This is a genomic window from Billgrantia sulfidoxydans (genome assembly GCF_017868775.1).
Taxonomy (GTDB): Bacteria; Pseudomonadota; Gammaproteobacteria; order Pseudomonadales; family Halomonadaceae; genus Halomonas; species Halomonas sulfidoxydans.
The window spans coordinates 1,207,233-1,226,403 of sequence record NZ_CP053381.1; the positions used below are offsets into that span (position 1 = coordinate 1,207,233).

The window sequence follows — 19,171 nt, forward strand, 5'->3', positions numbered from 1 at the left end:
GAGAGGTTCGTCATGGAACATACCTGGCGCTGGTTCGGCCCCAACGATCCGATCACCCTCGACGAGATTCGCCAGACCGGTGCCACCGGCATCGTCACGGCGCTGCACGAGATACCCAACGGCACGGCCTGGCCGCTCGAGGCCATCGCCGAGCGCAAGGCAACGATCGAGGCCGCGGGGCTCTCGTGGTCGGTGGTCGAGAGCGTGCCGGTGCACGAGGCGATCAAGCAGGGCACGCCCGAACGCGAGCGTTACATCGCCGCCTACCAGGAGACCCTGCGCCACCTGGGCGACTGCGGCATCGACACCGTCTGCTACAACTTCATGCCGGTGCTCGACTGGACCCGCACCGATCTCGCCTGGCGCCTGCCGGACGGCGGCCTGGCGCTGCGCTTCGACCAGGCTGCGCTGGCTGCCTTCGACCTCTTCCTGCTTGGGCGGCGTGGCACCAAGGCGGAATACAGTGAGGCCGAACAAGCTGAGGCCAGGCGCTACCTGGAGGGGCTGGACGAGGTGTCGCGCCAGCGACTGGTCAACAATGTCATTGCCGGCCTGCCCGGGGCCGAGGAACACTACACCCTGGCACGGTTCCGCGAGGTGCTGGCCGAGTACGACGGCATTGATGCCGAGCGCCTGCGTGAAAATCTCGGCCATTTCCTGCGTGCCATCGTGCCGGTCGCCGAGGAAGCCGGCGTTCGGCTCGCCATCCACCCGGACGACCCGCCGCGTCCGCTGTTCGGCCTGCCGCGGGTGGTCTCCACCCCCGAGGACGCCCAGTGGCTGCTCGATGCCGCACCGAGCGAGGCCAATGGCCTGACGCTGTGCACCGGCTCCTATGGTGTGCGCGAGGACATTGACCTGGCCGCCATGGCGCGCCGCTTCGGCCCGCGCATCTACTTCGCCCACCTGCGCTCGACTCGGCGCGAGGCCGCCGATCCGCGCACCTTCCACGAGGCGCATCACCTCGGCGGCGACGTCGACATGGTGGCAGTGATCGCCGCCCTGGTGGAGGAGGAGCGGCGCCGCGAGCGAGAGGGTGGGCCGCGCCTGCCGCTGCGGCCGGATCATGGCCACCATATTCTCGACGACCAGCGCCGCGACACCCGCCCCGGCTATCCGCTCTACGGGCGCATGAAGGGGCTCGCTGAGCTGCGCGGCGTGGAGCTGGCAGTAAGGCAGTTGACGAGCTGAAGCCTACCGGGTGAAACGACAAGGCCCACCGAGCAGCAGCCGGTGGGCCTTGTCATATGGAGGAGCGTTTTACTGGCCGGGAGCGGCGACCTGGCCTGCCGACGTGCCGGTGCTGCGCCCGGGCTGCTATGTGGTACACGATCACGGCCTCTACCGCGAGGCCCAGCGCGATGTGCTGATGCGGCGCCCCGATCTGCACCACGGGCTCGAGCCGGCATTGGAAGTCTTCGCCCAGGTGCAATCGCTGCCCGAGCCGGGCCTGGCGATCGTTGCCCTGGGCAAGCGTGACATCGGCCACGACCAGCTGCCGGTGCCCCTGCGTCGCTACCGCGAAGGGGGCGCGCCGGACGCAACGCTCTCCGTGACGGGGTGGCAGGTGGCCAAGCTGATGGACCAGCACACCTTCGTGCACCTGCCCGGAGACGCCGACGATATCGCCGTGGGCGATATCGTTGCCTTCGGCGCCTCCCATCCATGCCTCACCTTCGACAAGTGGCGTCACCTGCTGCTGGTGAACGAGGCGCTGGAGGTCCAGGACAGCCTGGCAACCTGCTTCTAGCCGCCTTGGGACGCTGCGTTTCTCATGCCTCGCGTTTGCCATCGACCAACCGAGACACCCCCCAGGGGTTGCCGTCACGCAGCACCTCGGGCAAGAGCCCCTGCGGCAGCGCCTGGTAGCATACCGGGCGCAGGAAGCGGAAGATCGCCGCGCTGCCCACCGAGGTGGTGCGCGAGTCGGAGGTCGCCGGGTAGGGCCCGCCGTGGACCATGGCGTGGCAGACCTCGACCCCGGTCGGCCAGCCGTTGGCCAGGATCCGCCCCGCCTTGCGCTCGAGGATCGGCAGCAGCGCCTTCGCCGCGTCCAGGTCGGCGTCGTCCATCTGCAGGGTGGCGGTGAGCTGGCCTTCGAGCTGGGAGGCGACCTGGCGCATCTCGTGCTGATCGGCGCATTCGATCACCAGCGAGGTGGCGCCGAACACCTCCTCCTGCAGCTCGGTATCCGCGAGGAAGTCCCCGGCCGCGGTGACGTAAAGCCCCGCCTGGCACGGGTGGGCCGATTCGCCCACCTGGCCGCGGGCGACTTCCCTGACCTTACCGTTGCACGAAAGCCGGCCCACGCCCTGCTGATAGGCGTCATGAATACCCGGAGTGAGCATGGTCTGGGCAGCGCTGGCCTTCACGGCATCGCCCGCGGCCTCGACGAAGGCGGAAAGCTCGGGGCCCTTCACCGCGATGACCAGGCCCGGGTTGGTGCAGAACTGCCCGGCGCCCATGTTGAGCGAGGCGACGAAGCCCTCGGCGATCTTGTCGCCGCGCGCCTTGAGGGCTTCCGGCAGCAGGAACACCGGGTTGATCGAGCTCATCTCGGCGTAGACCGGGATCGGCTGGGGGCGGGCCTGTGCCGTCTTCATCAAGGCCGTGCCGCCGCCGCGGGAGCCGGTGAAGCCCACCGCCTGGATGCGCGGGTCACTGACCAGCGCCTGGCCGATCTCGCGGCCCGAACCGAACAGCAGCGAGAACACGCCTTCCGGCAGGTCGCGCTTCTCGACGGCCTTCTGTACCGCACGGCCGACCAGCTCGGAGGTGCCGGGGTGGGCGGAGTGGCCCTTGACGATCACCGGACAGCCGGCGGCCAGGGCCGAGGCGGTGTCGCCACCGGCCACGGAGAAGGCCAGCGGGAAGTTACTGGCGCCGAACACGGCGACGGGGCCCAGCGGAATGTGGCGCTGGCGCAGGTCGGCGCGGGGCATCGGCTCGCGCTCGGGCAGGGCCGGGTCGAGGCGCAGGTCGAGCCACTCGCCGGCGCGCACCACGGAAGCGAACAGGCGCAGCTGGCCGCAGGTGCGGCCGCGCTCGCCCTCGAGCCGCGCCCGGGGCAGGCCGGTCTCGGCGATGGCGCGTTCGATCAGCTCGTCGCCGATGGCCTCGATCTCGGAGGCCGCCGTCTCGAGAAAGGCGGCGCGCGCTTCGAGCGTCGTCTCTCGGTAGGTGGTGAAGGCCGCCTCGGCCAGCTCACAGGCGCGCTCGACCTCGGGCCGGGTGCCGCCGACGTAGGTGGGCTCCAGGCGCTCGCCGGTGGCGGGATTGACGGCGTGGATGGGCGTGGAACTGCCGCTTGCGGCCTCGCGGCCGATCAGCATCTTGCCTTCCAGGGGCATAACGAACTCCTTGCTGCTCAGAGCGATTTCACTTCGATGGTTGGCTTGTCTGCCTCGAAGCGTAGTGGATTGCGCAGGGGGCGGCCGAATTCGCTCAGTGCGATCTCGAAGCGGTCGCCATCCCGGGTCTGGATACCGTCGGCGAAGCTCAGGGTGGCGGTGCCGAAGAAGTGCACGTGCACGTCGCCGGGGCGGCGGAAGCCCGGGTACTTGAAATGGTGGTGCTCCAGGTTGGCCAGGCTATGGGCCATGTTGGCCTCGCCGGTGAGGAAGGGCTTTTCCCACAGGGTGTCGCTGCCGCGCACGATTCGGCTGGTGCCTTCCAGATGCTTGGGCAACTCACCGACCAAAAGTTCCGGGCCGAAGCTGCAGGCGCGCAGCTTGGAGTGGGCCAGCCACAGGTAGTTGAAGCGCTCGGTCACGTGGTCGGAGAACTCGTTTCCGATGGCGTAGCCGACCCGCCAGGGAGCGCCGTCGTCGCCGATCACATAGAGCCCGGCCAGCTCCGGCTCCTCGCCGGCGTCCTCGGCGAAGGGCGGCACGGGCATTTCCGCCTCGGGGGCGACGACGCAGCTGCCGTCGCCCTTGTAGAACCACTCCGGCTGGGCGCCGACGCCACCGGCCTGTGGTTTGCCGCCCTCCACGCCGAGCTTGAACATGCGCATGGAGTCGGTGAGCTCGGCCTCACTGACCTGGGTCTTGGCGTGCATGGCCGAGCGCGTATCGGCACTGCCCAGGTGGGTGAGGCCGGTGCCGGTGACCAGGCAGTGGGCCGGGTCGGGATGGGTCAGCGGCGGCAGCAGGCGTTTCTCGTCGACCAGTCGCTGGTAGTCGAGGCGGGTCTCGGTCAGTGCTGCCTCGACGGCGTCGGCCAGCGACTGTCCCGCGGCGATGGCGCGGCGGGACAGCGTATAGGTGTCAACGTCGAGCAGGCGAACCTCACGGTCGCTCTCGACCCGGGCGGCACGGGCCTGGCCTTGGTACTCGCATTGCATCAGGCGCATATGGCGGTTTCCTCGTGTTGGACGATGTTCAGAGCGGCCAGATCGCCAACTGTGGCCACAGCAGCAGGGCGGCCAGCACGCAGAGCTGGATGAGCATGAACGGCAATACCGAAAGGTAGATGTCCTTGAGAGAGACTTCCGGGGGGGCCACGCTCTTGAGATAGAACGCTGCCGGGCCGAACGGTGGTGACAGGAACGAGACCTGCATGTTCACGGCGAACAGGATGCCGAACCAGATCGGATCGAAGCCCAGCTCGGTGACGATGGGCAGGAATATCGGCAGGGCCAGCATGGCGATGCCGATCCAGTCGAGGAACAGGCCGAGCACCAACATGATGCCCATCATTACCAGGATGACGACGATCGGCGCCACTTCGAGGCCGAGGATCAGGCCCGAGACGAAGCGGTTGCCGCCCATCAGATTGTAGACCCCGACCAAAGCGGCGGCGCCGATGCCGATCCAGATGATCATGCCGCAGGTATTCAGCGTCTGGCCCAGGCTGTGGTGCAGCATGGCCAGCGAGAATTCCCGGCGCACCACGATCGCCAGCATCACGCCGAACACGCCCATGGCCGCCGCCTCGGTGACCGAGGCGATGCCGCCGTAGATGGTGCCGAGCACCAGGAAGGCGATCAGCCCGGGGAGCAGGATCGCCTTGGCGGCGTCGAGCCTGTTGTCGAAGGGGTTGTCCTGGCTCTCTTCGGTCAGCGGCGGCCCCATGTCGGGGTTCTTGAGGCAGCGCACCAGCACGTAGGCGATATAGGAGCCCATCAGGATCACGGCGGGAGTGACGGCGGCGGTGAACAGCTCGGCGATGGAAACGCTGGCGATCAGGCCGTAGATGATCAGCACGATCGACGGCGGCATCATGGTACCCAGCGCGCCGCCGGCGCATACCACGCCGATCGACAGGCGCTTGTCGTAGCCCAGGCGCAGCATCTGCGGCAGCGCCAGGATGCCCAGCAGCACGATCTCGCCGCCGATGATGCCCGAGAGCGCCGCCAGGAAGAACGCCACCACGATGGTCTGCACCGCCACGCCGCCGGGCAGGCGGCCGGCGAACACGCGCATGGCGTTGAACAGGTCCTTGGCGATGCCGGAACGGTCGAGCAGCGACGCCATCAGCACGAACATCGGCACCGCCACCAGCGAGTATTCGGTGATGAAGCCGTAGACCCGGCTGGTGACCAGCGGCAGGGCGGTCTCGCCGAACCAGCCGAAGGTGAAGGCCATTGCCACCAGGCCGGTGATGAAAGCCAGCGGCAGGCCGGTCACCAGCAACGCGAAGATGGCGCCGACCATCAGCAGGGTCGCGGTCGAGATGTCCATCAGCGCACCTCCCGACCGGGGCGGGCCCGCAACGACTGGGCCAGGTGCAGCAGCGCCTGCAGCGTCATCAGGGCCAGGGCGAACAGGATCGCGCCCTTGACCAGGGCCGGAAAGGGCGGGTTCCACGAGGTGCCGGAGCGCTCGAGGCGCCACTCGCCGAGCGGGTTATGCGAGGCTTTCCAGAACATGGTGAAGGCGGCATAGCTCATGGCCAGACAGAAGCCCAGGGTCACCAGGTCGTTGAAGCGATCCATCCAGCCCCTGAGACGGGGGCCGACGTTGTCGTAGAGGACCCTGACCCGAATGTGGCTGTTGCGCGCCAAGGCGGCGGGGCCGCCCAGGGCGAAGCTGATGGCGATCAGGAACACCACGCTTTCGTGCACCCAGGAGGTGGGGGAGCCGAATCCATAGCGCAGGAAGACCTCGACCACGCTGATGGCCATGGCCAGCAGGATCATCCAGGCGGCGCCCCGTGCGCCCCGCGATACCAGGCGGTCGAGGGCATTGCGCTCGGGCGAGGCGTCCTCGACCTGCTCCACGATGTCGGCGAGTTCCTGTTCGGGCAGGGGCTTGGGGTCATGTTGTGGCTGCGACATGGCGAGTCTCGATAGGCGTTGCGGGCCGCCAGAAGCTGGCGGCCCGCGTCGGTTGCCGGTGCTTGGGTCAGAGCAGGTTGCGCGAGCGCAGGAAGGCGGTGGCCGAGTCGTAGATCTTCTGCGTCATCTCGTTCTCGCCGGCCCACTCCTGCCATTCCTGTTCCGCGGCGGCACTGAACTTGCGACGCTCTTCGGCGGGCAGGTCGAAGGGATGGACGTCCGGGTCCTCCTGCAGGCGTTGCAGGGTCTCGATGTCCTGGGCCTTGAGCCGGGCGATCAGGTCGTAGGCCATGCCGTCGAAGGCGGTCTCGAGAGTCGCCTGCAGGTCCTCGGGCAGGTCGTCCCAGATCTGCTTGTTGATCGACACGGCGATCATCGGCATCGAATGGAACCCCGGGTACAGCGGGTAGGGGGCGAAGGCGTGCAGGCCCATGGCGTCGTTGTTGGAGAGCACGGTGGAGTCGGCGGCGTCGATGACCTTCTTCTCCAGCGCGGTATAGACTTCGGAGCCGGGCAGGTTGACGGGGCTGGCCCCGATGCGCTCGAAGACGTTGTATACCATGCCCTGCGGGGCGCGGATCTTGAGGCCCTCGAAGTCATCGAGCGTCTCGATCGGCACGGTGGAGGGCACCGACTCGAGCGGGAAGGTGGCCGCACCGATCAGGTGCACGCCGTAGGGCTCGACCAGCTCGTTGTAGAGCTCCTCGCCGCCGCCGTGCTTCATGTATTCGAGGAAGTCGTAGGGGTTCTGCCAGGCGCCGACCAGGTTGCCCAGCATGCCGAACGCCGGGTCCTGGCCCGAGAAGTAGCTGGGGTCGGTCATATGGCCCTGCAGGATGCCGGAACTCACCGCATCCAGGGTCTCGGTGGGGCCGACCACGGCGTTGATCGGCATGACCTCGATCTCGATACGTCCATCGGTCATGCGGGAGATACGTTCGGCCCACTCCTGCTTGATCTTGAAGCTGGGCTCGCCGGAGGTCTCCGAGGCCTGGAAGGACCATTCGTATTCGGCGGCATGAGCCGTAGAGAGACCCAGCAGCAGAGCCGAGCCAACGATGCCGGCGTGCGAAAGGCGAGATGTGAAATGAGACATACGGGCTCCAGGGGTTGTTTGTTGTGGTGGGCCGCTTATATGTTGAACATATAGAATCCATGTTCAACATAAACTTTAGTCGTGTCATCTACACTGGCGTGAACGAATTTCTCGTCATGAACCAAAGGATTTGGCAATGCAAAGCATCAAGATCGGCCTGGTCGGGGTGGGCAAGATCGCCCGCGACCAGCACCTGCCGGCGCTGGCCGGGAGCCGGGGTTACGAGCTGGTGGCGACCGCGGATCCCCACGCCCGCCACGCGCCGGTACCCGGCTACACCGCCTTGGGTGAAATGCTCGAGGCGCATCCCGAACTGGAAGCAGTGGCCATCTGCACGCCGACGCACCTGCGCTACTCCCAGGCGCGCCTCGCCCTGGAACAGGGCAGGAGCGTGCTGCTGGAGAAGCCGCCCGGGGCGACCCTGAGCGAGGTGGAGGATCTGGTCGAGCTGGCCGAGCGGCAGGGTTGCACCCTGTTCGCCGCCTGGCATTCGCGCTTTGCCCCGGGCGTGGAGCAGGCGCGCGACTGGTTGCGGGATCGCCGTATAAGGCGGGTCGAGATCGACTGGCGCGAAGACGTGCGGGTGTGGCATCCCGGTCAGGCGTGGATCTGGGAGCCGGCCGGCATGGGGGTGTTCGACCCAGGGATCAACGCACTGTCGATCATCACCGAGATCCTGCCTCGCGCCTTCTTCCTGCGCGAGGCGCGGCTGTGGGTGCCAAGCAACTGCCAGGCGCCGATCGCCGCGGCGCTGACCTTCGGCGATACCGAGGGCACGCCGATCGTAGCCGACTTCGATTTCCGCCAGCCGAGCCCGCCGATCTGGAGCATACACGTCGAGACCGAGGCGGGGCGGCTCAGCCTGCTGCGGGGCGGCTGCCGGCTGGAGCTCGACGGCCAGTGCCTGCTCGACGCCGAGGAGCGTGAGTATCCGGGCCTCTACGCCCGCTTCGCCGAACTGATCCGGCAGCGACGCAGCGACGTGGACCTGGCCCCGCTGCGGCACGTGGCGGATGCCTGCCTCGCCGCCTGGCGCGAGCCGACCGAGCCCTTTATCGAGTGAACTAGATAAGCCCCTGCTGGCGCTGATGAGCCACCAGTTCACGCACCATGCCCATCAGCGTTGCCGCCCCCGGGGAGGGCCGGCGTCGTCTCAGGCTCACCAGGCCGAATGGCTGCACGCTGAGCCGCTGGTGGAAAGGCAGGATGCGAAAGCGCGTCGGGGCGCACAGCAGGTCGGCCACCTGACGCGTGGTGGCGGTGATCGTGTCCGAGCGATCGATCAACGCCAGCGCCACCAGGATGTCGGTGGTATCGACGACCTGTGCTGGCGGCTCGACGGCACAGTGGAGAAACAGCGCGTCGACCCGCTGGCGCATCAGCGCCCCCTGGGGCTGTAGCGCCCACGGGTAGGCGGCCATGGCCGCTAGCGTCAGCGGATCGGCTCCCGAGAGCGGGTGTCCTTCGCGACACACGAAGCAGATCTCCTCCTCGCCGATCTCCTCGAACACGAACGGCTCGGACGAGAAGCCGGCCGGTATCCGGGTAATGGCGAAATCGAGTTCCCCTTCCAGCAGCCGCGGCACCAGCCGCTTGCTGACGTCGACCTCGACGCTGACCTTGAGCCTGGGGTGGCTTCGGTGCACCCGCTCGATGGCGCTGGCCAGCAGCGTCACCGCCGGCGCCATCACCGTGCCGATGGCCACCTTGCCGGCATTGCCTTCGAACAGGGCATTGAGTTCCTCGCCGGTGTTATGCAGCTCAGAGAGCATGGCCTGGGCATGCCGGACCATGACCTCTCCGTACCAGTTCGGCTCGAGCCCACGTGGATGACGGTCGAACAGCTTGACGCCCAGTTGGGCCTCGATATCGCCCAGCAGCTTCGAGGCCGCCGGCTGGCTGATGCCCAGCTGTGATGCCGCGCGATGCAGGTTGCGCTGCTCGTCGAGGGCCAGAAAGAGCTGGAGATGGCGCAACTTTAGTCGTGCTTGCAGGAACCAGTCGTCACCCAGCGTGCGCATGGCGCCCCTCCGCCTCTTCTGGAAATAATAATTTTGATATCGATTTATCGACCACTGCATATTGGTTGGTTATGTCATGGCTGTCTACTGTAGCGACGGTATCCGCGACGACATGTCGTACCGACAACAACAATTCCAAGATCAAGGAGACAGATCATGTCACTCACCTACGCCTCGATGCGCGGTGCCGGTTCGCCCCTGTTGCTGAGTGCCGGCGCCGTCATGCTGATGCTGGGCGTGGCCGAGGCCCATGGCAGCGCCGAGTCGACGACCAACGGCACCACCTCGCGTAGCCTCGACAAGTCATCGTTCGGCCAGCTGCCCGACGGCCGCCAGGTCGACGTTTACCGCATGACCAACGCCAATGGCATCGAGATGCGTGTCATCAACTATGGCGGCATCATCCTTTCGCTGAAGACGCCGGATGTCGACGGCGACTTCGACGATATCGTGCTGGGCTTCGATTCGCTGGAGGAGTATCTCTCCGATACTTATCGTCAGGCCAATCCCTACTTCGGCGCGCTGATCGGCCGCTACGGCAACCGCATCGCCGGTGGCCAGTTCTCTCTCGACGGCGAAACCCACTCCCTGGCGACCAACGACGGGGCCAACCATCTGCACGGTGGCCAGCAGGGGTTCGACAGGGTGCTATGGCAGGCCGAGCCGTTCGAGAGCAACGAAGGTGCCGGCCTGACACTTCGCTATACCAGCGAGGACGGCGAGGAGGGCTATCCGGGCAGGCTCGAGACGGAGGTGACCTACACCCTGACCGACGCCGACGAGTTGATCATCGACTACCGGGCCACGACCGACAAGGCGACGCCGGTCAACCTCACCCAGCACAGCTACTTCAATCTCGAGGGAGAGGGCGGCGACAGCATTCTCGACCACCGGCTGATGATCAACGCCGACGCCTTTACCCCGGTGGACGACACGCTGATCCCCACCGGCGAAATCCGCTCGGTCGAAGGCACACCGTTCGACTTCACCCAGCCGACGCCGATCGGCGAGCGCATCGGGCAGGACAACGAGCAGCTGGCGTTCGGCAAGGGGTACGACCACAACTTCGTGCTCGCCGAGCAGGGCGCTTCTTCCAGTGAGCCCGTGCTGGCCGCCAGGGTCTGGGAGCCGGACAGCGGACGGCTGCTGGAGATTCTCACCACCGAGCCGGGCATCCAGTTCTACTCGGGCAATTTCCTCGCCGGCGACCTGACGGGCAAAAAGGGGCAGGCCTACGAGCATCGCTCGGGGTTCGCGCTGGAGACCCAGCACTTCCCCGACTCGCCCAATCAGGAAGCTTTTCCCAGCACTGTTCTCGAGCCGGGGGAGACCTATCGCTCGCGCACGATCTATCGATTCTCCGCCCAGGAGACCCCGGACTCGTGAGGCATGAGTTCGAACACCAACAACAACACCCCGTAGAGACTCCAGGAGGACGACATGCCAATCGCAACCACACTTTCCCGTTTGGCGCTGGGTGGCGCTCTGACACTCACCGCACTGGGCGCTGTCCAGGCGCAGGATGACGTACGTATCGGCTTCATCGTCAAGAAACCCGAGCAGGCCTGGTTCATCAACGAGCAGGAAGCGGCGACCCAGGTGGGCGAGGAGCTGGGCTTCCGCGTCGTCCGGCTGGGCGGCGAGGACGGCCAGGAGGTGCTCAGCGCCATCGACAACCTCAACTCCCAGGGCGCCCAGGGCTTCGTCATCTGCCCGCCCGACGTGCGCCTGGGGCCGGCCATCATGAACCGCGCCGAGCAGTATGGCATGAAGGTAGTGACGGTGGACGACCGCTTCGTGGGCGGCGACGGCGAGCCCATGGAGGAAGTGCCGCACCTGGGCATGTCCGGCTACAAGATTGGCCAGCAGGTCGGCGAGGCGCTGGCCGCCGAGATGGAGGCGCGCGGCTGGGACCCGCAGGAGGTCGCCGCGCTGCGCATCACCAACTACGAGTTGCCCACCGCCAAGGAGCGCACCGACGGTGCCACCGACGTGCTGCTGGAGTGGGGGTTCCCGGAAGACAACATCTTCGACGCGCCCCAGCAGAACACCGATACCAGCAGCGCCTTCTCGGCCGCTTCGCCGGTGATCTCCCAGCGCGGGGACTTCGAGCACTGGATCATCTACGCCCTCAACGAGGAGAGCGTGCTGGGCGGCGTGCGCGCCACCGAGCAGTACGGCCTGGCTCCCGAAGACGTGATCGGCGTGGGCATCAACGGTTCCGGCGCGGCCTTCGCCGAGTTCTCGCGCAGCAATCCGACCGGCTTCCACGGCACGGTGGCGGTGAGTTCCACCCAGCATGGGCAGCAAACCGCGGAGAATCTCTATCGCTGGATCACCGAGGGCGAGGAGCCGCCGGCCAACACCGAAACCTCCGGCACCCTGATGACGCGCGACAACTGGCAGGATGTGCGCGCCGAACTCGGGCTGTGAACGTGACGGATCACGATGACCGGGAGTGCACCATGACGGAACCCTTTCTCCGCTTCGACGGCATCAGCGTGGTCTTCCCCGGCGTGCGCGCGCTCGACCAGGTCAGCTTCGGGGTCCATGCCGGCCAGGTTCATGCACTGATGGGCGAGAACGGCGCCGGCAAGTCGACGCTGCTCAAGGTGCTCAGCGGCGTCAACCGTGCCAGCGAAGGAGCGCTGTGGATCGACGGCGAGCGCCATGTGTTCGCCAATGCCCGCGAGGCGCTCGGCCAGGGCATCGCCATCATCTATCAGGAGCTGACGCTGGCGCCCAACATGTCGGTGGCCGAGAACCTGCTGCTCGGCCAGCTGCCGGCCAGCCTCGGCTTCATCGACCGGCGGCGGCTGCGCGATCGGGCGATGCGCATCCTCGAGGAACTCGGCGAAGGTGGCATTCACCCCTCGACCAAGGTGCGCGACCTCTCCATCGGCCAGCAGCAGATGATCGAGATCGGCCGTGCGCTGCTGCGCGATGCCCGCATCATCGCCTTCGACGAGCCGACCAGCAGCCTGTCGGTGCAGGAGACGCGTCAGCTCGAGCGCATCGTCGCCCGGCTGCGCGACGAGGGCCGGGTGGTGCTCTACGTCACCCACCGCATGGAGGAGGTCTTCAAGATGTGCGATGCGGTCACCGTGTTCCGTGACGGCAGGCACATCCGCACCCACGACAGCCTCGACGCGCTCGATCACGACACCCTGGTCAGCGAGATGGTCGGTCGCGATATCGAGGACGTCTACGGCTACCGCGAGCGCGAGCAGGGCGAGGTGGTGCTGGAGATCGACGCCATCGAAGGCCGGGGGCTCAAGGCGCCGATCAGCTTCGAGGTGAAGCGCGGCGAGGTGTTCGGCCTGTTCGGCCTGGTAGGGGCCGGGCGCAGCGAACTGATGCGGCTGGTGTGCGGCGCCGAGACCGCCAGGGCGGGCGAAGTGCGCTTCCAGGGAGTGGCGCGCCGCTTCGCCAGTACCGGCGAAGCCATTCGCCAGGGCATCGCCATGTGCCCCGAGGATCGCAAGTCGCAGGGCATCTTTCCGGTGGCCAGCGTGGCCGACAACCTCAACATCAGCTGCCGGCGCTTCTTCAAGCGCTGGGGGCTGCTGCGCGACCCGCGGCGCGAGCGTGCCAACGCCGAGGCGTATATCCGGCGGCTGAGCATCAAGACGCCGGGGCCGCGCACGCCCATCGGCACGCTCTCCGGCGGCAACCAGCAGAAGGTGATCCTGGCGCGCTGGCTGGCCGAGAAGATCGACCTGTTCGTGGTCGACGAGCCGACCCGCGGCATCGACGTCGGGGCTCGCCGCGACATCTACACCCTGCTCTACGAGCTGGCCGAGCAGGGCAAGAGCGTGATCGTGATCTCCAGCGACCTGGCCGAAGTGAGCTCCATCTGCGACCGCATCGGCGTGATGCGCGACGGCGCGCTGATCGACATCGTGCCGCGCCGGGAGGCCACCCAGGAGCGCCTGCTGGGGCTGGCGCTGCCCGCTTGAGCCGATCGCCACGGACATCGTAAGTACTTCGACAAGAGCCATCCGAGGGACATGACATGACAACCCAAAAACTCACCGGGGCTGATGCCGGCACGACGGCGGCGCCCCCGCGCCGGGGCCTGCCCAAGCCCCTGCGCACCCTGCTCGACACCTCCGGCCTGATCGCCATCTTCGTGATCCTGTTCGTGGCGCTGGCCGTATTCATCCCGGGCTTCCTCACCGGGCGCAACATGGTGGGCCTGCTGCTCTCCATCACCCTGATCGGCACCATCGCCACCACCATGATGATGGTGCTGGCGCTGGGTGAGGTCGATCTCTCGGTGGCCTCCATCGTCGCTTTCGCCGGCGTCGTTGCCGCCGTGGTCACCTCGACCTCCGGCAGCGTGACGATCGGCGTGCTCGGCGGCGTGCTCGCCGGGGGCGCGGTGGGCGCCTTCAACGGCTTCGTGGTGGCGAAGTTCGGCATCAACTCGTTGATCGCCACGCTTGCCGCCATGGAGTTCGTGCGCGGCCTGGCCTACATCACCTCCGGTGGCGATGCGGTGATGATCACCGTACCCGAGTTCTTCGACCTCGGCAGCGCCTCCTTCCTCGGCCTGACGCTGCCGGTGTGGACCATGATCGCCTGCTTCGTGATCTTCGGCGTGCTGCTCAACATGACCGCCTTCGGGCGCAACGTGCTGGCCACCGGCGGCAACCCCGAGGCGGCGGCGCTGGCCGGGGTCAACGTGCGCCGGCTCAAGGTCATCGTCTTCGGCCTGCAGGGCGTGGTGGCGGGCATCGCCGGCGTGCTGCTCACCTCGCGCATGGGGCTCGGCGATCCCAATACCTCGATGGGCCTGGAGCTGGCCGTCATTTCTGCCTGCGTGCTGGGCGGCGTGGCTCTCTCCGGCGGCGTGGCCACCATCACCGGCGTGCTGGTGGGTGTGTTGATCATGGGCTGCGTGCAGAACGCCATGGGCCTGCTCAACGTTCCCACCTTCTATCAGTACCTGGTACGCGGCGCGATCCTGCTGCTGGCGGTGATGTTCGACCGCTGGAAGCAGACCCGACGTCAGCGTGCATGATCCTTCGGTTTCAGGAGACCTCGTATGACCGACCGCAAGCGTCCCTTGCGCAGCGCCCAGTGGTTCGGCACCGCCGACAAGAACGGCTTCATGTACCGCAGCTGGATGAAGAACCAGGGCATTCCGGACCATGAGTTCCAGGGCAAGCCGATCATCGGCATCTGCAACACCTGGTCGGAGCTCACGCCCTGCAATGCGCATTTCCGCAAGCTGGCCGAGCACGTCAAGAAGGGGGTGCTGGAAGCGGGCGGCTACCCGGTGGAGTTCCCGGTGTTTTCCAACGGCGAGTCGCTGCTGCGGCCCACGGCGATGTTCACCCGCAACCTGGCCAGCATGGACGTGGAGGAGTCGATCCGCGGCAACCCGCTGGATGCGGTGGTGCTGCTGGTGGGCTGCGACAAGACCACGCCGGCGCTGTTGATGGGGGCGGCGAGCTGCGACATCCCTACCATCGTGGTCAGCGGCGGGCCGATGCTCAACGGCAAGCACGAGGGCAAGGATATCGGTTCGGGTACCGTGGTCTGGCAACTCTCCGAGCAGGTCAAGGCGGGCAAGATCTCGATCCACGAGTTCATGGCCGCCGAGGCCGGCATGTCGCGCTCGGCGGGCACCTGCAACACCATGGGTACGGCCTCGACCATGGCCTGCATGGCGGAATCCCTGGGCACCTCGTTGCCGCACAACGCGGCGATCCCCGCGGTGGATTCGCGGCGCTACGTGCTGGCGCACCTCTCCGGCAATCGCATCGTCGAGATGGTCCATGAAGACCTGCGGCTGTCGAAGGTCCTCACCAGACAGGCCTTCGAAAACGCCATTCGCACCAATGCCGCCATCGGCGGCTCGACCAACGCCGTGATTCACCTCAAGGCGATCGCCGGACGCATCGGCGTCGAGCTCGACCTCGACGACTGGAGCCGCGTCGGCCGCGGCACGCCGACCATCGTCGACCTGCAGCCCTCGGGGCGCTTCCTGATGGAGGAGTTCTACTACGCCGGCGGGCTGCCCGCGGTGCTGCGCCGGCTGGGCGAGGCCGACCGCCTGCCGCACAAGAAGGCGCTGACGGTCAACGGCCGGACATTGTGGGACAACGTCAAGGACGCCCCGCTCTACAGCGACGAGGTCATCCGCCCGCTGGACAAGCCCCTGCGCGAGGATGGCGGCATGTGCGTGCTGCGCGGCAACCTGGCGCCGCGCGGGGCGGTGCTCAAGCCCTCGGCGGCGAGCCCCGAGCTGATGACCCATCGCGGCCGGGCGGTGGTGTTCGAGGATTTCGACGACTACAAGGCGCGCATCAACGACCCCGAGCTGGAGGTCGATGCCAGCAGCGTGCTGGTAATGAAGAACTGTGGGCCGCGCGGCTATCACGGCATGGCCGAGGTCGGCAACATGGGCCTGCCGGCGAAGCTGCTCGAACAGGGTGTGACCGACATGGTGCGCATCTCCGACGCGCGCATGAGCGGCACCGCCTACGGCACCGTGGTGCTGCACGTGGCCCCCGAATCCGCCGCCGGCGGGCCGCTCGCTGCGGTGCGCGACGGTGACTGGATCGCGCTCGACTGCGATGCCGGCACGCTGCACCTGGAGATCGACGATGCCGAACTCGAGGCGCGCCTGGCCCAGCGCGACCCTACCGCCGAGTCGCGCCGGATCGCCAGCGACGGCGGTTATCGCCAGCTCTATATCGAGCGGGTGCTGCAGGCCGACGAGGGCTGCGACTTCGACTTCCTGCGCGGCTCGCGCGGGGCCGAAGTGCCAAGGCATTCCCATTGAGCCGGCTGGCAGGAGCGCGAAGCATGGTCGAAGGGGCGGTGGTGCAATGCGTATGGCGGGGCAGGGCGCAACTGGGCGAAGGGCCGCTATGGTGCCCCGGGCGGGGCGAAGCCGGTCAACTGCTGTTCGTCGACATCATCCGGCGCTCCCTGCATGCGCACGACGTCGCCAGTGGCACGACACGCGGCTGGCCGCTCGAGGAGGCGTGCTGCTGGCTGGTGCCGCGGGCCGACGGCGACGGCTTCATCGCCGGGTTCGCCTCGCGGCTGGTGCACCTGCGTCTCGACGAGAGCGGGGCGCGTATCGTCGGTGACTGGGCCACCCCCGACGAGCCGGCGGGCAATCGCTTCAACGACGCGGCGGTGGACGCCCGGGGGCGGCTCTGGTTCGGCTCGATGAAGGAGGACGCGAGCAAGAGTGGCGAGCCCGGACGGGGCTCCCTCTACTGCCTCGATGGCGCGGGCCTGCGCCGGGTCGACCATGGCTATGGTGTGGCCAACGGGCCCGCCGTGAGCCCCGACGGCAGGACGCTCTACCACAGCGATACGGCAGCCGGCATCGTCTACGCCTTCGACCTTTCGCCGGACGGCGAGCTGTCCGGCAGGCGCGAGCACCTGCGCTTCCACGGTACCCAGGGCTATCCGGACGGCATGACCTGCGACGCCGAGGGCGGCCTGTGGGTCGCCCACTGGGGCGGCGGGCGCGTCAGCCGTTTCCTGCCCGACGGCACGCTGGACGAGACCCTGCTCCTGCCCGCCTCGCGAGTCACCTCCTGCACCTTCGGCGGACCCGAGCTGAACCAGCTCTACATCACCACCGCCGCCGACGGCCGCGACCAGGAAGCGCTGGCAGGCGGCCTGTTCCGTGTTGATCCAGGAGTCCGGGGCCTGGCCTCGTCAATGTTTATCCCCTAGCCATTTTTCGAGCAGTGCCTAGGCGGGGTCGAGCCAGCTGCCCAGCGTGCCGTCGCCCGGCTCGATGCCTAGCGCGTCGGCCGTTCCCTGAAGCACGTCCCGGGCGGCCAGGAAGGCCTCGCGGGGCTGGCGGGTGCGAATCGCCTCCATCACCCGGCGATGGCGCTCGAAGCTGGCCACGGGGTCGGCGGTGCTGTCGTTGGAGGTCTCCACCAGCAAATGGATCGAGGGGCGCAGGATGTGCGAGAGCTGCGCCCAGACGATGTTGTGGCTGGCCTTGAAGATGGCCACGTGGAAGGCGACGTCGTGGTCGCTGTAGCGCTGCCGCTCCTCTTTGGTTTCGGCATGGAGATGGCGGCTCATGCCCTCCAGCGCTTCCTCGATGGCCACCAGGTCGACGGCCTTGGCTCGCCGCGCCGCCGTCATCGCCACGTAGGGTTCGACGTCGAGCCGGAAGGCCAGGATCTCGCGCTGGATGCGCGGGTTGGGCGAGGCGTAGCGGGTCATCCACTCGGTCACCGAAGGATCGAGAATGTTCCACGCCTCGTAGTCGCGCACCTTGGAGCCGTGGCCCGAGATTCGCGCGATGATGCCGACGTCGACCAACTGGCGCAGGTCGCTCCTCACCGCCGAGCGGTTGATGGCGAACTGCTCGCAGAGATCGATCTCCTTGGGAACGAAGTCGCCGGGCTGGTAGCGCCCGGAAAAGATGGCTTCGGCGAGGTATTCCACCACGCTGGGGCGGGCAGGCTTGGCGTTGCGCTTGGGCGGGTTGGCGGTCATGGCAGCTCATGTCGATGATTTGCCACGCAAAGTGCCATATGTTCAACATATAGGCAATGCGGCCTAGGTCGCAACGACAGGGCGGGAGTGTCGCCCTGTCGTTGCGCAGCCTCTTTTCGGACAAGCCTAGCGGCGATGGGCTCGCCACTGGCGTATACCGAAGGTCCACGGCGGCAGCCTGTCGGAGCGGTCGACGCGATTGACCAGCGCACCCAGCGCCGGCGTGGCGATGGTGACGCTGTCGCCGATGTGATGGGTGAAGCCCTGGCCCTCGCCGTCGCGGTCCTGGATCGGCGAGAACATGGTGCCGAGGAACAGCATGAAGCCGTCCGGGTACTGGTGGTGGGCGCCGACGGTCTGGCGCACCAGGTCGAGCGGGTCGCGGCTGATCTCGCGCATGTCGCTCTCGCCTTCGAGCAGGAAGCCGTCGTCCTCGCCCTCGATGCGCAGCGTCACATGGGCCTGACGTACGCTATCCAGCGTGAAGCGCTCGTCGAACAGGCGGATGAACGGGCCGATGGCGCAGGAGGCATTGTTGTCCTTGGCCTTGCCCAGCAGCAGGGCGCTGCGGCCCTCGATGTCACGCAGGTTGACGTCATTGCCCAGCGTGGCGCCCTTGGCTTCGCCCTTGGCATCCACCGCCAGCACGATTTCCGGCTCGGGATTGTTCCATTTTGATGCCGGATGCAGGCCGACCCGGGCACCGAAGCCCACCGAGGAGAGCGGCTGCGCCTTGGTGAACACCTCGGCGTCGGGGCCGAGGCCCACCTCCATGTACTGGGACCAGGCACCGCGCGCCTGCAGCGCCGCCTTGAGTGCCATGGCCTCGTCGGAGCCCGGGGCGATGCGCGACAGGTCCTGGCCGATCATCTCGTTGAGCTCGCTGCGCAGCTGGCTGGCCTTGGCGGCATCGCCGCCAGCCTGCTCCTCGATCACCCGCTCCAGCAGGCTCACGGCGAAGGTCACGCCGCAGGCCTTGATCGCCTGCACGTCGCAGGGGGCGAGCAGGTAGGGCGCTTGCTGCGGTTCGGCCAGGGAGTTCTTCAGCAGGGTGGCGACAGGGCCCAGCGACTCGCCTTCGGCGTCATGCGCGAAGGTAACGGCATCGTCGCGGTCGAGCAGGTCGGCCATGCAGTCGCACTGGGCGGAGATGTCGATCACCTCCCCTCGGCGCACCACGACCAGGGCCGGGCCGTCGTCACGCCATACGCGGCCCACCAGCAGGGCCTGCTCCACATCCTGGGGAAGGTAAAGGGTAGTCTCGTTAGCGTTGTTCACGTC

General features: G+C 67.3%; 16 protein-coding genes and 1 pseudogene. 9 read left to right on the forward strand and 8 right to left on the reverse strand.

The features are described 5' to 3' along the window. Positions 1-12 precede the first annotated feature (12 nt). Together uxuA and HNO51_RS05740 are read left to right on the forward strand one after the other, a co-directional pair. Complete coding sequence (gene uxuA / locus HNO51_RS05735; protein WP_209538718.1) at positions 13-1,191, forward strand: mannonate dehydratase; 1,179 nt, start codon at positions 13-15, stop codon at positions 1,189-1,191. A gap of 103 nt (positions 1,192-1,294) precedes the next feature. After that, positions 1,295-1,750 (forward strand): annotated as a pseudogene (locus HNO51_RS05740) (type III PLP-dependent enzyme domain-containing protein); the annotation flags it as partial. Positions 1,751-1,772: 22 nt separating this feature from the next. Here the strand turns inward: HNO51_RS05740 and HNO51_RS05745 are convergent. From HNO51_RS05745 to HNO51_RS05765, 5 genes are all read right to left on the reverse strand, one after another. After that, positions 1,773-3,350 (reverse strand): aldehyde dehydrogenase (NADP(+)), encoded by a 1,578-nt coding sequence (locus tag HNO51_RS05745; protein WP_209538719.1) that lies wholly within the window; start codon positions 3,348-3,350, stop codon positions 1,773-1,775. A 17-nt stretch (positions 3,351-3,367) separates the two neighbouring features. After that, complete coding sequence (araD1, locus tag HNO51_RS05750) at positions 3,368-4,354, reverse strand: AraD1 family protein (RefSeq protein WP_209538720.1); 987 nt, start codon at positions 4,352-4,354, stop codon at positions 3,368-3,370. Between the two features lie 28 nt (positions 4,355-4,382). After that, complete coding sequence (locus HNO51_RS05755; RefSeq protein ID WP_209538721.1) at positions 4,383-5,684, reverse strand: TRAP transporter large permease; 1,302 nt, start codon at positions 5,682-5,684, stop codon at positions 4,383-4,385. Continuing rightward, positions 5,684-6,280 (reverse strand): TRAP transporter small permease subunit, encoded by a 597-nt coding sequence (locus tag HNO51_RS05760; protein WP_197450093.1) that lies wholly within the window; start codon positions 6,278-6,280, stop codon positions 5,684-5,686. The genes HNO51_RS05755 and HNO51_RS05760 overlap by 1 nt, the downstream gene beginning before the upstream one ends. 67 nt (positions 6,281-6,347) lie before the next feature. Further along, positions 6,348-7,376, reverse strand: coding sequence for a TRAP transporter substrate-binding protein (locus tag HNO51_RS05765; protein WP_209538722.1), 1,029 nt, complete (start codon positions 7,374-7,376; stop codon positions 6,348-6,350). A gap of 136 nt (positions 7,377-7,512) precedes the next feature. On the opposite strand from HNO51_RS05765, the gene HNO51_RS05770 reads away from it, so the two are divergent. Next, entirely contained in the window at positions 7,513-8,439 is a 927-nt protein-coding gene (locus HNO51_RS05770) for a Gfo/Idh/MocA family protein (RefSeq protein WP_209538723.1), read from the forward strand. 1 nt (position 8,440) lies between these two features. On the opposite strand, the gene HNO51_RS05775 is transcribed toward HNO51_RS05770, so the two are convergent. Continuing rightward, positions 8,441-9,397 carry a LysR substrate-binding domain-containing protein gene (locus HNO51_RS05775; RefSeq protein WP_209538724.1) on the reverse strand — a complete coding sequence of 319 codons (957 nt, stop codon included), beginning with the start codon at positions 9,395-9,397 and terminating at the stop codon, positions 8,441-8,443. Between the two features lie 156 nt (positions 9,398-9,553). Between HNO51_RS05775 and HNO51_RS05780 the strand changes: the two genes are divergently transcribed. From HNO51_RS05780 to HNO51_RS05805, 6 genes are read left to right on the forward strand one after another with little or no spacing between them, the layout of a single operon-like run. Next, a complete protein-coding gene (locus tag HNO51_RS05780) occupies positions 9,554-10,783 on the forward strand; it encodes an aldose epimerase family protein (RefSeq protein ID WP_209538725.1) in 1,230 nt (409 codons plus the stop codon). A 54-nt stretch (positions 10,784-10,837) separates the two neighbouring features. Beyond that, the gene (locus HNO51_RS05785; protein ID WP_209538726.1) at positions 10,838-11,830 is read left to right on the forward strand and encodes an arabinose ABC transporter substrate-binding protein; all 993 of its coding nucleotides are present in this window, start codon (positions 10,838-10,840) and stop codon (positions 11,828-11,830) included. Positions 11,831-11,862: 32 nt separating this feature from the next. Continuing rightward, positions 11,863-13,356, forward strand: a complete 1,494-nt coding sequence (gene araG, locus HNO51_RS05790; RefSeq protein ID WP_197450099.1) for an L-arabinose ABC transporter ATP-binding protein AraG — start codon at positions 11,863-11,865, stop codon at positions 13,354-13,356. A gap of 56 nt (positions 13,357-13,412) precedes the next feature. Further along, positions 13,413-14,423: an L-arabinose ABC transporter permease AraH gene (araH, locus tag HNO51_RS05795; RefSeq protein WP_197450100.1), complete on the forward strand. Its 1,011-nt coding sequence runs from the start codon at positions 13,413-13,415 to the stop codon at positions 14,421-14,423. A 24-nt stretch (positions 14,424-14,447) separates the two neighbouring features. Continuing rightward, entirely contained in the window at positions 14,448-16,193 is a 1,746-nt protein-coding gene (locus HNO51_RS05800) for an IlvD/Edd family dehydratase (RefSeq protein WP_209538727.1), read from the forward strand. Positions 16,194-16,216: 23 nt separating this feature from the next. Next, positions 16,217-17,107: an SMP-30/gluconolactonase/LRE family protein gene (locus HNO51_RS05805; RefSeq protein WP_197450102.1), complete on the forward strand. Its 891-nt coding sequence runs from the start codon at positions 16,217-16,219 to the stop codon at positions 17,105-17,107. Between the two features lie 18 nt (positions 17,108-17,125). Here HNO51_RS05805 and HNO51_RS05810 read toward each other — a convergent pair whose 3' ends face one another. Beyond that, positions 17,126-17,890, reverse strand: a complete 765-nt coding sequence (locus HNO51_RS05810) for a FadR/GntR family transcriptional regulator (protein ID WP_197450103.1) — start codon at positions 17,888-17,890, stop codon at positions 17,126-17,128. 126 nt (positions 17,891-18,016) lie between these two features. Continuing rightward, positions 18,017-19,168: a fumarylacetoacetate hydrolase family protein gene (locus HNO51_RS05815; RefSeq protein ID WP_209538728.1), complete on the reverse strand. Its 1,152-nt coding sequence runs from the start codon at positions 19,166-19,168 to the stop codon at positions 18,017-18,019. Between the last annotated feature and the right edge of the window lie 3 nt (positions 19,169-19,171).

What these genes read in the sequence shown, in the direction of transcription:
- uxuA (WP_209538718.1), top strand. Translation starts at nt 13, where the DNA reads ATGGAACATACCTGGCGCTGGTTCGGCCCCAACGATCCGATCACCCTC.
- HNO51_RS05745 (WP_209538719.1), bottom strand. Translation starts at nt 3,350, where the DNA reads ATGCCCCTGGAAGGCAAGATGCTGATCGGCCGCGAGGCCGCAAGCGGC.
- araD1 (WP_209538720.1), bottom strand. Translation starts at nt 4,354, where the DNA reads ATGCGCCTGATGCAATGCGAGTACCAAGGCCAGGCCCGTGCCGCCCGG.
- HNO51_RS05755 (WP_209538721.1), bottom strand. Translation starts at nt 5,684, where the DNA reads ATGGACATCTCGACCGCGACCCTGCTGATGGTCGGCGCCATCTTCGCG.
- HNO51_RS05760 (WP_197450093.1), bottom strand. Translation starts at nt 6,280, where the DNA reads ATGTCGCAGCCACAACATGACCCCAAGCCCCTGCCCGAACAGGAACTC.
- HNO51_RS05765 (WP_209538722.1), bottom strand. Translation starts at nt 7,376, where the DNA reads ATGTCTCATTTCACATCTCGCCTTTCGCACGCCGGCATCGTTGGCTCG.
- HNO51_RS05770 (WP_209538723.1), top strand. Translation starts at nt 7,513, where the DNA reads ATGCAAAGCATCAAGATCGGCCTGGTCGGGGTGGGCAAGATCGCCCGC.
- HNO51_RS05775 (WP_209538724.1), bottom strand. Translation starts at nt 9,397, where the DNA reads ATGCGCACGCTGGGTGACGACTGGTTCCTGCAAGCACGACTAAAGTTG.
- HNO51_RS05780 (WP_209538725.1), top strand. Translation starts at nt 9,554, where the DNA reads ATGTCACTCACCTACGCCTCGATGCGCGGTGCCGGTTCGCCCCTGTTG.
- HNO51_RS05785 (WP_209538726.1), top strand. Translation starts at nt 10,838, where the DNA reads ATGCCAATCGCAACCACACTTTCCCGTTTGGCGCTGGGTGGCGCTCTG.
- araG (WP_197450099.1), top strand. Translation starts at nt 11,863, where the DNA reads ATGACGGAACCCTTTCTCCGCTTCGACGGCATCAGCGTGGTCTTCCCC.
- araH (WP_197450100.1), top strand. Translation starts at nt 13,413, where the DNA reads ATGACAACCCAAAAACTCACCGGGGCTGATGCCGGCACGACGGCGGCG.
- HNO51_RS05800 (WP_209538727.1), top strand. Translation starts at nt 14,448, where the DNA reads ATGACCGACCGCAAGCGTCCCTTGCGCAGCGCCCAGTGGTTCGGCACC.
- HNO51_RS05805 (WP_197450102.1), top strand. Translation starts at nt 16,217, where the DNA reads ATGGTCGAAGGGGCGGTGGTGCAATGCGTATGGCGGGGCAGGGCGCAA.
- HNO51_RS05810 (WP_197450103.1), bottom strand. Translation starts at nt 17,890, where the DNA reads ATGACCGCCAACCCGCCCAAGCGCAACGCCAAGCCTGCCCGCCCCAGC.